The following is a 13,365-nucleotide window of genomic DNA, read 5'->3' as shown; positions in this document are numbered from 1 at the left end:
CGCCGCGGACACTATACATGACAATGGTTGGCGCGTATATAGTGCCAGTCAGATCAACAGATCGGCTATCGCGCTCGTGCGCCGGTGACGTCCTTCCGTCCGGCGCCCGGGAAATGGGACGCGGGAGGCTGGAGAGGATCATGCAAAAGGGATCGGCCGCGCTTCTCGCGGCGGTGTCGATGGCGGGTGTCGCCTATGCGGCGGCGACCGTGTTCGATGACTCAAATGATGCGATGGCGTCCGACGCGGTCGTCGTCGTTCCGTCAGCGACGCAGCCGGCGATCGCCGGTTCGGCGAGCAGCTTCGAAGTCGCGGCCGCGGCCTGGCGCAGCGCGCTCTACCCGACCGACTGGCTGCCGCTCCACGCCGGCGGCGCCGCCACTTCGGACGGCAAGTTCCTGCACGACTTCTCTTACGCGGGCTATCTGGAAGGGAGCGTGCCGATCCCGACGACGGTCGGCGCCAACGCGGTGCGCACGCTCGCGGCGTCGACCTGGGGCAACGGGACATCGGACGCGACGACAGGCATCCAGCAGGCGATCGACCAGGTCTGCGCGGGCGGCGGCGGGACGGTCAACCTGGGGGCGGGCACCTACCGGATCAGGCCGCAGGGCAGCAACGACTACGCCCTGCGCATGCCGTGCCGGGACCTGATCGTGCGCGGGGCGGTGGACAGCGCGGGTCTGCCTGCGACCTTCCTGTTCAACGACGAGCCGGTCATGCGCGGCAAGCGCGTGATCGTGATGGGCGAGTCGACGCGCGGCATCTACGCCACCCTGTTCGACAAGCCGGGCAACGTCGCGAACAACAAGGTCGCGATCACGCAGGACCTGCTGCGGCCCACGCGCACCATACCGGTCGCGAGCACGACCGGGTACAGCCCCGGCGACTATGTCGCGATCACCTTCGACTGGAGCGACGCCTTCAAGGCCGACCACGGGATGCAGCAATATTGGCCGGTCGAGAAGGTGCAGGGGATGCTCTTCTACCGCCGGGTCCTGAGCGCCGACGCCACGGCCAAGACGGTGACGGTCGATATTCCGCTGCGCTACCCGGTCAAGCTGCGCGACAACCCGCGCATGTACGAACCGCGCGCCTACTTCGCCAATCTGGGGCTGGAGAACGTCTCGATCGGCATGCGCGAGAATAACACCAGCGGCACCGGCGACAACGATGTCTACACCGCCGGCACCGGCGCGTGGGAGATGGACCAGGCGACCGCGGTCCAGGTGGTGCTCGCCCGCCACAGCTGGATCCGCAACGTCCGCAGCCACCGGCCGTCGGTCAACGCGCGCGACGTCCACCTCCTGTCCAACGGCATCCACATCACCGCGTCGACCCGCAGCCTCACTGTCCAGAACGTACACCTTGCCAAGCCGCAGTATCGCGGCTTCAACGGCAACGGTTACCTCATCTACCTCGACGGCGCGGAGACGCTGGTGCGCGATTCCAGCGCGACGGCCGGGCGACACAACTTCCTGTGGACGGGCGCGTCCACCAGCGGGAACGTGATCTACATGACGCGCTCGATCAACGGGCGGCTGGAGGACGACTTCCACGGCTATCTCAGCCCGGCCAACCTGGTCGACAACCACTATCTGCAGAACACGCGCCTCAATTCCATCAATCGGCAGGCGGACAGCAACGGCGCAGGCCACACGAGTTCGCAGTCGGTGTTCTGGAACACCCGCGGCAACCCCGAATGGACGCTGACCTATATCCGGTCGCAGCAGTTCGGCTGGGGCTATGTGATCGGTACGCAGGGCCGCGGCACGGGCGGGGTGGACGCGACCGGCGACCATGTCGAGGGGCTCGGCATCGGGGCCGACCTCCAGCCGCAGTCCCTCTACCTCGACCAGAAAGCCAAGCGCGACGCCAATCCGAACTACTGATCGCGTCCCGGGCGGGGCCGCCGCACGGCGGCCCCGCCTATCGGGCGAGGAGCTTGAGGAGAACGGACGGGAAGGCGGCCATGTCGGGCGTGGCGGCGTTGCGGAGCATGTAGCGCTCGCCCTCGTCGACCGGGAGCGGGATCTGGAGCCCGCCGGTCGCTTCCAGCATCGCGAACAGCTTCCTGTTCATCCGCTCCACGATGCCTTCATGGCCCGGCGAGAAGATGAGGTTGCGCGACTCCAGGGGGTCCTCCTGCAAGTCGTAGAGTTCGTCGATGTCCCACACGCCGTGGAAATGGATGTACTTGTACCGGTCCTCCCGCACGGCGTGGACGGTGGGGGTGTGCGGGAAGTTGCGCTCCCAGTAGTATTCGTAGAGCAGGCTGTCGCGCCACTCGGCGCGCTCGCCCCGGAGCAGCGGGGCGAGGTCGCGGCCCTCCATCCATCCGGGCGGCTCCAGCCCCGCCACGCCCAGCAGCCAGGGCGCGACGTCCAGGTTCGCCACCACCTCGTCCACCACCGCGCCGCCGTCGAACAGCGCGGGACAGCGGGCGATCATGGGGATGCGCATCGACTCCTCATACGCCGTGCGCTTGTCGATGAGGCCGTGCTCGCCGAACATGAAGCCGTTGTCGCCCATGTAGAGGACCAGCGTGTCGTCCAGCTCGCCGCGCTCCTCGAGGTGCGCCAGGATGTCGGCCACGCCCTCGTCCACCGACAGGAACGTCTCCATGTAGCGCTTGTAGTAGTCGCCGATGTCGACGCCGTCGTGATAGGCGAAGTCGACGCCGTGCCAGGAGTTGCGCTGGTTCTCGACCCACATCGGCCGGTCGGGCGCGCCGGGCGCCATCGTCTCGGGATAGCGGAACGTCCTATCGGCGTAGCGGCCCTCGTGGCGGGGAGCGGGGTAGAATTCCGCATGGACCGCCTTGTGCGCCAGGAACAGCAGGAACGGCTTCTCGCGCGTGCGGCTCTCCAGCCAGTCGAGCGCGAAGCGGTTGAGCTGGTCGGTGAGGTAGCCGTCCTGCGGCACGCGTTCGCCGTCGACATTGAGCCCGTCGCCATTGGGCCAATAATCGCCCTGGCCCCTGAAGCTGACCCAGTGGTCGAAGCCAGGCTGCGGGTCATCCCCCTCCAGCCCCATGTGCCATTTGCCGATGAACGCGGTCTCGTAGCCCGCCGCTTGCAGGTACTCGGGGAAGAAGACGAGGCCGGGGGCAATCGGGTGGTAGTTGTCGACCACGCGGTGCTGATGCGCATAGAGGCCGGTAAAAATTGTCGCGCGGCTGGGCGAGCAGAGCGCGGTGGTGACGAAGGCGTTGCGGAAGTGCGCGCCCTCCCGCGCGATCCGGTCCAGCGTCGGCGTCTCCACGAAGTCCTGCGCCGCCATGAAGCCCATCGCGTCGAAGCGGTGGTCGTCGGTCAGGATCACCACGATGTTGCGCGGCCGCGCGCCCGGGCGACGGGGCAGCGCGAGGTCGCCCGTGCGCGTCCGGAACGCCGGCTCGGCGGCGGGGCCCTCCGTGGGGAAGGATACCATGGCGTAAGGCCGGCCGGGACCGTCGGACCCGAGCAGGACGCCGCGCCGTTCGCCCATCGCTCAGGTCTCCATGAGCGCGTCGCGGGCGAGCGCGACCGCGCCGAGCGGGCCGGCGCGGCCGCCGAGCGCGGCGGGTTGGAGGTACCGGTCGAGGTCGAGGAGTTCGGGCAGGGGCAGGTAGCCGCCAAGCGTCCGGGCGAGGAGCGGGCGGACACGCGGCAGCAGGTGCGGCTGCGCCATCACGCCGCCGCCCCAGACGATCCGTCGCGGTACGCCCGTCATGACCAGCGCGTGCGCGAGCTGCGCGAGCGCGTGCGCGACGATGTCCCAGGCAGGGTGGTCCGGCGGCAGCTCGTCCGCGGGGCGCCCGGCGCGCGCGGCGATCGCGGGGCCGGACGCCAGGCCCTCGACGCAGGGACCATGGTACCGGCAAGCGCCCGCCCAGTCGTCGCCGGGAGCGCGCGCCGGGAGGATGTGCCCGAACTCCGAATGAGTAAGCCCGGCGACGGGGCGCCCGCGTGCGATCAGCCCCGCGCCCACCCCCGTGCCGACGGTGACATAGGCCAGGTCCGACAGTCCCGCCGCCGCTCCCCATCGCGCTTCCGCGAGCGCCGGGCCGACCACGTCGGTGTCGAAGCCGACCGGCACGCCGTACCGCCCGCGCAACCGTTCGCCGATCCCGGCCCCCGCCCAGCCGAGCTTGGGGCTCGCCGCGCCGATCCGTCCCCAGTCGGGGGAGCCGCGGTCGACGCAGACCGGGCCGAAGCTGGCGACCCCCAGGCCCGCAAAGCCGTCCCAGCGGTCGAGCACCGCGCAGATCGCCGCCAGCGTCTCCTCGGGCCCGCGGGTGGGCAGGCGGACCTCCTCCTCCACGCGATCCGGTCCGCTCGCCAGGATGCAGACGCATTTGGTCCCGCCGAGCTCGACGCCCGCCACCAGCGGTTCGGACATCCGGGTCACGCCCGGCGCTTCGGCGGGAGGCGCCGATCGTCAAGGCCGGGAAGCATCACGCTCGGGGCGCCTGGAACAGCACGGGGTTGGTCGGCGTGTCGATCACCCCACCGACCTTCGCGCCCGCGCACCAATTCGCCCAGTCGTTGCGCTGGTTCTGGTTCAAGGGCTCGGCCAGCCGCATCTCGGCGTCCATGTAGATCATGGTCATGGCGCGCCGCGGCCGGTCGGTGGCGTTCGCGCCGGCGGCGTGGAAGACCCAGCCGGAGTGGAACGACACGTCGCCGAGCTCGTAGGGAGCCGTGTCGATGCGGAAGCCGCGCTCGCGCAGCGTTTCGCCGATCAGCGCCTCCGACTGGTCGCTGATGCCGACGTCGCGGCCGATGTCGTCGACCACGTGGCTGCCCGCCGCGAAGCTCATCGGACCCATGTCGGGCGTGACGGGCTGGAGCGGGATCCAGGCCGTCACCGTATTGTCATTGGACAAGGGCCAGTAGAACTGGTCGGCGTGCCAGGGCGTGTGCCCGCCGCCCGGCTCCTTGTAGAGCGCCTGGTCATGGTACAGGCGCACGCCATCCACGCCCATCAGCTCCGCCGCGATGCGCGCCATCCGCTTGCCGAACACGAAGCGTTTGACGGTGTCGCTGTGCCGCCACAGGTTCTCGACCTGCAGGAAAGCCCTGTCATAGGTCGAGCGCTCCGCCATCGGCGGCAGCGGCGGCGCAAGGGCCGTGACCTCGGCGGAGATCACGTCGCGATAATGCGCGAGCGTGTCGGGCGAGAGCACGTCCTTCAGGCGGACGAAGCCGTTCGCCCGGTAGGATTCGACCTGTTCCGTCGTCAGCGGATAGGGCCGATCAAGGTCGTCATGCGTCATCTGCGCCTCCTGTCGCGGTCAGGCGTTGGCGTAGCTATTGCCGGCCAGGTCGCGGCCGCGCGCCAGCCAGACCGGATGGTGGCGGTTGCGCTCGGGCACGATGCGCGACGAGGTCGGGAAGTAGCGCATGGTGTAGCCGGCGCGGCGGCGGTCGCTCGTGTTCGCGCGTGCGCCGTGGATGATCCGCGCCTCGTGGAGGCTGCACTCATTGGGCGCGAGGGTGAAGAACACCGCCTCCGCCTCGTCGACGCTGCCGGGCTTGATCTGCCGGTCGAAGATGTTCTCCGACAGGTCCACCGCCTCATACTGGCTGTAGCCGTCTCGGTGCGATCCGGGGATCACGCCCATGGACCCGTTCTCGGGGTCGGTCGCGTCGAGCGCCAGCCACACGGTCACGATCCCGGCCATGGTCGATACGCGGCCGTTCCAATAGGCGCTATCCTCGTGCCAGGGCGTCGCCTTGCCTGTGCGCGGCGGCTTGGAGATGAAATGGCTGGACCAGAGCCCGATGTTGGGGCCCATCAGCGGCTCGACCAGGTCGAGCACCTCGGGCGCGAAAAGGAACTCGAACAGGCGCTCGTCGTGGAAGTGCGGCGTGTCGAGGTCGTCCTCGCCCCGCGCCGCGAGCAGCTCCTCGAAGATCGCACGGAGCCGGGCGAACCTGTCGGGGGCGAGCACCGGCTCGCGGAAAAGCGTGTAACCGTCGCGTTCGAATTGCGCGACCTGGTCCGCACGGAGGCGGCCGTTCAGCACTTGGCTCATGTCCCGATACTCCCGATGTCGATGGCGTGGCCTGGGTCGGCGGCATAGGCGCGGACCTCGAAGATGCGGGCCTCGGCGACGCCGTTGGTGGCGAGCGCCTCGACCCGGAGCGCGTCCGCGGCGACCGGCTCGAACACGGCGGTGCGGCGGCGCTGGTGGTTGCCCTCCTCGCGATGGACCTCGACCCATTCGCCCCCGACGCGCGCCAGCAGCCGCCAGTCGCGCACCGCCTCCGGCGCGCGGAAGAAGGGCGGGGCGGACTGGTTGGGCCGCGACAGGTTAGTGTCGAAGGACAGCATGACGCAGCCCACGACCATGGGCTGGGCAAAGGCGAGCTCGAGATGCTGCGGCAGCGGCTCGCCCGGATCGGACATCCAGATGTTCGGCATCGAGTCCGGCCAGGCGAAACCGTTGACGGCGTTCGCCCCTTCAAATGGGCGCTGCTCGGGCGCGGTGCGGATCGCGAGCGCACCGCGGAGCTGGCGCCAGTGACGATACGCGGGGATGAGCACCTCGTGCGGCGCGTAGCCGTCGAGGTGCGCGTTCTTGGGCTCGCAGCCGCCGGGCGAGACGTGGAGATACTGCGCCACCGTGCCGACCGGCCAGGAGCGGTTTGCCGACCAGCGCACGTCCTCGCCCCCGGCGATCGCGATCCGATACGGACGGCCCGGTTCGAGCGTCGCGTCGAGCGGCACGTCGATCCACCCGGCGCTCCCCGCCGGCAGGACGAAGCTCGCCTCCGCGACGACGGGCTGGTCGTCGGGCCGGTCCCATAGCCGGTGCAGCGGCTGCACCGTCAGACGCAACGTCTGGTCGGCGGGGTGATCACTGCGGAGGTGGAGCGAGACGCGGTTGAGCCTCCGCTCGGTAATCGGCAGCACGGCGGCGAGCGCGGGCGAGCGGTTCACGCCGTCGTTCCTGTCGGCGCCCATGCGGAACGCCTCCGCCTCGTCCGGCTCGTCGCAGCGCAGCGCGGCGGCGCTCGACGCGGTGACGGTCGCCAGCCTGGCCAGGTCGCCGGCGTCCTCGTTCGCCACGCCGGGGATGCGCACGTCCTCGCGCAGCATGGCTTGCCGCAGCCCCGCCATGTGGGGACCTGCGGGATCGGCGGCGGTCCGGGGCGGGAGACCCTTCCGCACTGCGTAGCCCGCCGCGATGCCGACCGACTGGCCGAGTTGGGCCAGCGTCTGCATCACCCTGACCGGCCCGAGCGCGACGTGGGTCGTGCTGAGGCACCGGCCCGCAAGCCACAGGTTCTGGACGTTGCGGCTGTAGAAGGCGCGCAGCGGCAGAGTGAAGGGGGAGACCCGAATCCAGTGCTTGTAGTTGCGGTCGGCGTTCTCGCGCTCGCCCGGGTCCTTCTTGTTGAGGATGCCGCCCTTGATGTGGAGGTCGATCCACCAGCCCGCGGCGCCCACGGCGTCGGGCCAGCGGCGGTCCTCGTGGCAGTCGTGCTCAGTAAGGAGCACGTCGCCCATCAGTCGCCGGCTCTCGCGCTTGCCGGGGATCATGCCGATCCAGTCGAGCGCGTAATTCGCGGCTCGGTCGCGGAACGGCGCGTGGTTCTTGATGAAGTTCCATACGCCGAGCACGTGGCGGTGCAGTTCGTGTCGGACGGCCGGGTTGTCGTCGATCTGATGGAAGGGGTTGCAGACCTCCAGCCACCAGTAGCCGCCATAGATCGGCTTTTCGATGTGGTAGATGGTGCGCTTGAAGCCGATGTCCTCCTGGCGCTCGTAGCGCTCGATCCAGGGCGGCGGCTCGTAGGCGACCGGCCGGCCGACGTCGCGCGCGCGCATGGTGATGGTCGCGCCCATCGTCACGTCGTCGGCGATCAGCGGGGCGAGGTTCTCGCCGAACTCGTCTCGCGCCTCGCGGCCGTACCGAAAATCGGCGCCCGCGAGGTAGCCGACCGTGCCGTCGCCTGTGGCGTCGACGAACTGCCTCGCCTCGAAGCGCAGGCGCTTCTCGCTGCCCATCTGCGTCGCGACGACGGCGTCGATCGATCGGTGCTCGCCGCCGATCCGCCCTAGGCCGTTCGACGTCGCGGTCGGACCCGTCGCGGCGCCGTCGCAAGTCGCGCGGCTCTCGACGCGGCTGACCACCGTGTTGAGGAAGAAGTCGAGGTTCGGCTCGCGATGCGCCGCCTGCAGCAGCGCGAAGTCGAAGTTCGCGTTGATCATGCCGTGGTCGGGGAACGACTCGTGATTGGTCGCGCGGTCGTCGAGCAGCATCTCGAGCACGAGCCCGGTCTCCGCCGCCCAGGCGTTGCTGTGGCAGGCGCCGTGGGGGACCACGCGCACCTCGCTGGAGCAGTTGCCCCCGAACACCGGACGCTCCTGCACCAGCGCGGTGCGCGCGCCCGTGCGGGCGGCGGCGATCGCGGCGCAGAGCCCCGCCAGTCCGCCGCCGATCACTACGAGGTCGTAGCGGAGCGTCTCGGCCGCGCGTTCGCCGGCGGCGTGGTCGTCGATCGGGGTCATAGGGGTGTCGCCAGAAGGTGCGGACGCTCGCGGTGGAGCGTCAGGATGAGTTCGCCGAACAGGCTGTTCGCCCAGGCGAACCACGGACGCGTGAAGCGGGCGGGATCGGCGGGGTCGAAGCTCTCGTGCATGAAGCCCGTGCCCGCGTGCGTGGCCCGGAGCTGCCGCAGGCAGAGCGCCACCTCCGCGTCGTCGGTCGCGGTGAGCGCGCGCATGACGATCGACATCGGCCAGATCGTGCCGCGCCCGGTGTGCGGGCTGCCGATCCCGTCCGCGGTCCTCCCGCGGACGAAGTACGAGTTATCGTCCGACAGGCAAAAGGCGCGGGTCGCCCGGTAGCGCTCGTCGCCTGGGCGGTGAAAGCCTAGATAAGCGAGCGAGAGGAGCGACGGTGCGTTGGCGTCGTCCATCAGGTGCCGGCCGCCGAACCCGTCGACCTCGTATGCCCAGATCGGGCCGTGGGTCGGGTGCTCGACCACGCCATGCGCGTCGAGCCCCGCCCTGACGCCGTCCGCGATCGCGCGCGCATCGGCGGCCAGGTCGACCCGGGCGAGCGCGTCTAGCGGCGCGGTGATGTCCTCGAGCGTCACCGCCAGCATCGCGTTGGCCGGCGTCAGCAGCGGCAGCTTGCACTGGTCGTCCGACGGCCGGAACGCGGAGCGGACGAGCCCGCAGCGCCGCCACGGGTCGCCACGGCCCTGGTTCGGGAGCGAATCCCCCCAGTCGCAGGCGCGGCGGAACGTGTAAGGGGAGGCGTCGCCCGCCTCCTCGACGCGGAGCAGCGCGAGCGCCTGCGCGACCGCGCCGACCCAGTCGTCGTCGAACGCCGCGACCGACCCGCTCGCGCGCCAATAGCCGTGCGAGAGCCGCAGGAACGCGGCGACGCTGTCGAGCTCCCATTTGCGCTCATGGACGCCCGGCCGCATCTCCGTGCGGTCGTCCGCCCACTCGCCCGAGCGCGGCGCATCGTAGAAGGCGTTGGCGTAGGGGTCGAGCCGGATGCACGCCGCCTGCCGCCGGACCGCGCCCTCCACCAGCAGCGCGAGCCGGCGGTCCTCGGCGACGAAGGGGAGGTAGGGCCAGAGCTGCGCCGTCGAGTCGCGCAGCCACATCGCGTCGATGTCCCCGGTGACGACGTAGGTGTCGCGCCCGTCGCCGCTGGTGGTTACCGTGGTGTCGAGCGTGTTGGGGAGGCAGTTCGCGAATAGCCAGGCGAGCTCGGGATCGGCGATAGCGCCGCCGACATGGCCGATCGCGTCCTCCAGCGCCGCGCTGGCGAAGCGCCGCGCCGCCGCGGGCGGCCGGCGGCACGGAAAGCGCCCGCTCACGACCGGTACCGCGCGGGCTCGGCGTCGAGGGCGATCGGCGCTGGCAGCAGCCCGCGCTCCGCCAATAGGCGGGCATAGCGGGCGACCACGGACGGGACGACGTTGATGCGCCGCCCGGCCTTCAACCGTTCGATCACGCGCATGAAGCGCCCCCCCTCCGTCCAGGCGTAGCGCGCAAACGCGATCACCGGCGCGTCGAAGGTGGCGACGATCCAGCCCGCGCCGCCCGAGCCGGTGGTGTTGTCGATGTCCTCGGGCGTGGTCGCGCGGACGAAGGGCGACGAGCCCTGCACCACGCGGGGCGTCTGGTTGATCGCGATCGCGCCGTCCCGACCGCGCCACAGCAACCGGTTCCGGCCGGGCAGCGCAGAGGAGACGATGTGGTCGAGCCCGGCGGCCTCGATGGCTCGGAACAGGTCTCCCCTGACCGAGTCGAGTCGGTCGAGGTTCGAGTCCATGAAAGCGAGGTAGCCGCGCGGCAGCCCATCCGCCCCCGCGACCGCGCGGATGCGGTCCAGCGCTTCCCCGATGTTCCGCCCCAACAGGTCGGGCGGGCACTCGCACTCGGCGAGCACGCCCAGGCCGCCGCTGTGGAGCAGCGGCTCCACGCGGCCGGCCAGCCCGCCGTGCGACGGCGGGACCTGGATCATCTCGAAAAGCTGCGGGCAGCTCTCGTAGCGCTGCGCGTGGACGCCGAACCCGCAGCGCAGGCCTGACCAGGCGGCGAGGTCGAGCAGCGCCACCATGGCCTCGTTGTGCGCGACCTCGCCCGAGTGAAAGGTCGCGGTGGTGAGCACGCGTCCCTCGTCGGCCCAGGCCGCGAGCTGGGCGTCGTCGACCTCCTCGACCGAGTCGTCGCGCAGGCGCGGGGCCCAGGCCTGAGGCCGCTCGGCCAGGATGGGGAAGGGCGGGCGGTTGGGATCGACGATCTGGATGCCGACGCCGCGTTTGGACCATTCGAAGATGTCGCCGTCGCCTGTCTGTCGCCCGTGGATCGTCCGGTCGCCGAGCGCCACGGCGAGGTCGGCCGCGAGCCCCGCGACCGGCGACACGCTCTCGGTATAGGTGGACACCCGCACGTCGCGCGGCGCGCGGGTCTCGCACGGCCCGAACACCGCCACGCGGTCGTGGCGGCAATGCGCGGCGACCTGGGAGAAGACGGCCGTCGGATCGCCGAAGACGACCGCGCGCGCCTGCCCGCGCCACCGCTCGGCGATGCGTAGCGTCACCGTTCCCGGGCCGTCGTCCTCGCCGACGGAGTCGCCCGTCTCGACCGCCAGGCCGGAGCCGCGCAGCGTTCGCTGGTCCGCGTCGTCGAGGTAGAAGGCGGTCGCTCGCGTCGCGTCCCCGATCCCGTCCGCGACGGTGCCGGCCCCGAAGCCGACCGCACGCCGGTGAATGATCTCCGGAAAAAGGTAGGGACCGACGTCGAAGCGGACGCTCCCCATCCGCACGGGGCGGGAGGGCCCCACCACGATCGGGGCGGAGGCGGGCAACAAGCCCTGGTCGGCCAAGCGGGCGTACAAGCCGGCGGGATCGGCGGCTTCAGCAAGGATCGGCAGACCGAACGTCGCTACCGACGAGTCGAACACGCCCGTGGGACCGAGGCGGAGCACGGCCACGTCGAAGACGGCGCACAGCAGGTTGAACTGCTGGTGATGCTGGCCGCCCAGAATGGTCGAGCCGGCCTCCGCGAACAGCTCTCCGTCGCGCTCGCATTCCCAGTACGTCTCGAAGGCGGCTCCCGCGTCCTTGGCCGCCCAGGCGAGCGTCGGGGCGACGTAGGCGAGGCCGGGAGCGTCCTGACGCGCCAGCAGCAGCCATAGTCTCGGTCTGGTTGGACGTCCGCTCGACACCCGCTGCCTCCCCCCGCCGCGTTATCGACCGCGACTGGCACTATATACGCACCATTCTGGCCGGCTGTCCATAGCTTGTTTGCGTCCGAGTTAGAGCTAGGGGGGCGGAGAAATCGCTTGACGGCAAGGCGGATTGGAACGCCTATAGCGTCAACAAGGCCGGTTACGGCAGGAGAGGTTGGGCATGGGCGAAGGAGCGGCCACCGTCTCGGCGACCGCGGGGCCGGCTGGTCCGGTGTCCGCATCGGCACCCGTCGTCGCCGAGCAGGATCGGATCCCCAACGGGCAGAAGCTCGCCTTCGCGCTCGGCGGCGGCTCCGACGTCTACGGACATCAGGCGCTCGCCGACAAGCTGTGGCTTCCCTACCTGAACCTGGGCCTGGCGGTCAGTCCAGTCGTGGCGGGCTTCCTGCTGATGTACTTCCGACTGCTCGAGGCGGTGCTGAGCCCGGTCTTCGGCACGCTATCCGACAACACGCGGAGCCGCTGGGGACGGCGGCGGCCGTGGATCGCGGTCGGCGCGCTGGCGATGGGCCTGACCTTCCCGCTGATCTTCCTGCCTGCGCCCGATTGGGCCCCGCGCGCCACTGTCCTCCATATCCTGATCGTGGGCACGCTCTTCTTCGGCGCGTACACGATGTGGAGCATGCCCTATTTCGCGCTCGGGCTGGAGATGACCCCGAGCTACGACGAGCGCACGCGCCTCGGGGCCTGGATGGCGATGGCGGTGAAGGTGTTCACGATCCCGGCCGGGTGGATCCTGCTGTTCGTCAGCGGCGGTTGGTTCGCGGACGCGGCGGGCAGGCCCGACCTGGCCGCGGGGGTGCGGGCGTTCGGCTGGATATTCGCGCCCGTGGTGATGGGGCTGGCGCTGCTGCCGGCCATCTTCGTGCGCGAGCGATATTATGACGCGGAGGTCGTGCGTCAGGCGCCCGAACCGTTCTGGCGCAGCTTCCGCGAGTCGGCCGCCTGCCGGCCGCTCTGGCCGCTGATCCTCGCGTCCGCGCTCCTGGTGATCGGGTTCTCGGCGGTCCGGTCGGTGGGCGTGTACGTCAACATCTACTACGTGCTCCGCGGCGACATCCCCGCGGCGACCGCGCTCGAAGGCTTGAAGTACACGGTCACGTTCGGCGTGGGCCTTCTCTCCCTGCCCTTGCTGGCCAGGTTGAGCGAACGGTTCGACAAGCGCAGCGTCACGGTGGGCCTGATCGCGGCGGCCGCCTTGGGGCACCTGTCCAACCTGGTGCTGCTCCGGCCCGACATGCCGTATCTGCAGATCATACCCGCGATCTTCTCGGCCGGGCTCGCGTCATCCGTCTGGATGTTCGTGCCCGCGATGAAGGCGGACGTCGCCGACCATGACGAGCTCGCCACCGGCAAGCGGCGGGAGGGCAGCCTCAACGCCTTCTACGGGCTGTTCTTCAAGACGGCGATGGTCGTCTCGGCCGGCTTGGGCGGCTTTGTGCTCCAAGCGACGGGCTTCGAGGTGACCCGCCCCGCGCAGTCGGACGCGGTGCTCTGGCGGATGGTGGTGGCCTATTCCGTCGTCCCGGCGGTCATCTGGGGCGGCTGCATCCTGGCGTTCCGCTTCTACCGGCTCGACCGCGAGCGGCTCCGCCAGATCCGCGCCGCGCTGGAGGCGAGGCGCGGGGTCATCTGAACCCAACTGCACACCC

At 70.4% G+C, this 13,365-nt stretch carries 9 protein-coding genes; 2 read left to right on the top strand and 7 right to left on the bottom strand.

Annotation, left to right across the window (positions count from 1 at the left end; all coding sequences use genetic code 11):
• The first annotated feature begins 140 nt into the window (after positions 1-140).
• Positions 141-1,892, top strand: coding sequence for a hypothetical protein (locus tag CKY28_RS07055; protein WP_095997575.1), 1,752 nt, complete (start codon positions 141-143; stop codon positions 1,890-1,892).
• Positions 1,893-1,929: 37 nt separating this feature from the next.
• Here CKY28_RS07055 and CKY28_RS07050 read toward each other — a convergent pair whose 3' ends face one another.
• From CKY28_RS07050 to CKY28_RS18935, 7 genes are read right to left on the bottom strand one after another with little or no spacing between them, the layout of a single operon-like run.
• Positions 1,930-3,489 carry a sulfatase family protein gene (locus CKY28_RS07050; RefSeq protein WP_095997574.1) on the bottom strand — a complete coding sequence of 520 codons (1,560 nt, stop codon included), beginning with the start codon at positions 3,487-3,489 and terminating at the stop codon, positions 1,930-1,932.
• Between the two features lie 3 nt (positions 3,490-3,492).
• Complete coding sequence (locus CKY28_RS07045) at positions 3,493-4,383, bottom strand: ROK family protein (protein ID WP_095997573.1); 891 nt, start codon at positions 4,381-4,383, stop codon at positions 3,493-3,495.
• A 55-nt stretch (positions 4,384-4,438) separates the two neighbouring features.
• Positions 4,439-5,260 (bottom strand): phytanoyl-CoA dioxygenase family protein, encoded by an 822-nt coding sequence (locus CKY28_RS07040; RefSeq protein ID WP_095997572.1) that lies wholly within the window; start codon positions 5,258-5,260, stop codon positions 4,439-4,441.
• Positions 5,261-5,278: 18 nt separating this feature from the next.
• Positions 5,279-6,022: a phytanoyl-CoA dioxygenase family protein gene (locus CKY28_RS07035; RefSeq protein WP_095997571.1), complete on the bottom strand. Its 744-nt coding sequence runs from the start codon at positions 6,020-6,022 to the stop codon at positions 5,279-5,281.
• A complete protein-coding gene (locus tag CKY28_RS07030; protein ID WP_095997570.1) occupies positions 6,019-8,505 on the bottom strand; it encodes an FAD-dependent oxidoreductase in 2,487 nt (828 codons plus the stop codon). Before CKY28_RS07030 ends, CKY28_RS07035 begins: the two co-directional genes overlap by 4 nt.
• Positions 8,502-9,833, bottom strand: coding sequence for a glycoside hydrolase family 125 protein (locus CKY28_RS18940; protein ID WP_217989560.1), 1,332 nt, complete (start codon positions 9,831-9,833; stop codon positions 8,502-8,504). Before CKY28_RS18940 ends, CKY28_RS07030 begins: the two co-directional genes overlap by 4 nt.
• Positions 9,830-11,689: a hypothetical protein gene (locus CKY28_RS18935; protein WP_217989559.1), complete on the bottom strand. Its 1,860-nt coding sequence runs from the start codon at positions 11,687-11,689 to the stop codon at positions 9,830-9,832. The genes CKY28_RS18940 and CKY28_RS18935 overlap by 4 nt, the downstream gene beginning before the upstream one ends.
• A gap of 184 nt (positions 11,690-11,873) precedes the next feature.
• Here CKY28_RS18935 and CKY28_RS07020 point away from each other — a divergent pair, with 184 nt between their 5' ends.
• Complete coding sequence (locus tag CKY28_RS07020) at positions 11,874-13,349, top strand: MFS transporter (protein WP_095997569.1); 1,476 nt, start codon at positions 11,874-11,876, stop codon at positions 13,347-13,349.
• The last annotated feature ends 16 nt before the right edge of the window (positions 13,350-13,365 follow it).

Source organism: Sphingomonas lenta (assembly GCF_002288825.1).
GTDB lineage: Bacteria > Pseudomonadota > Alphaproteobacteria > Sphingomonadales > Sphingomonadaceae > Sphingomonas > Sphingomonas lenta.
This window is presented reverse-complemented; position numbering and strand designations above follow the sequence as displayed.

What these genes read in the sequence shown, in the direction of transcription:
- CKY28_RS07020 (WP_095997569.1), top strand. Translation starts at nt 11,874, where the DNA reads ATGGGCGAAGGAGCGGCCACCGTCTCGGCGACCGCGGGGCCGGCTGGT.
- CKY28_RS07050 (WP_095997574.1), bottom strand. Translation starts at nt 3,489, where the DNA reads ATGGGCGAACGGCGCGGCGTCCTGCTCGGGTCCGACGGTCCCGGCCGG.
- CKY28_RS07030 (WP_095997570.1), bottom strand. Translation starts at nt 8,505, where the DNA reads ATGACCCCGATCGACGACCACGCCGCCGGCGAACGCGCGGCCGAGACG.
- CKY28_RS07045 (WP_095997573.1), bottom strand. Translation starts at nt 4,383, where the DNA reads ATGTCCGAACCGCTGGTGGCGGGCGTCGAGCTCGGCGGGACCAAATGC.
- CKY28_RS07040 (WP_095997572.1), bottom strand. Translation starts at nt 5,260, where the DNA reads ATGACGCATGACGACCTTGATCGGCCCTATCCGCTGACGACGGAACAG.
- CKY28_RS07055 (WP_095997575.1), top strand. Translation starts at nt 141, where the DNA reads ATGCAAAAGGGATCGGCCGCGCTTCTCGCGGCGGTGTCGATGGCGGGT.
- CKY28_RS07035 (WP_095997571.1), bottom strand. Translation starts at nt 6,022, where the DNA reads ATGAGCCAAGTGCTGAACGGCCGCCTCCGTGCGGACCAGGTCGCGCAA.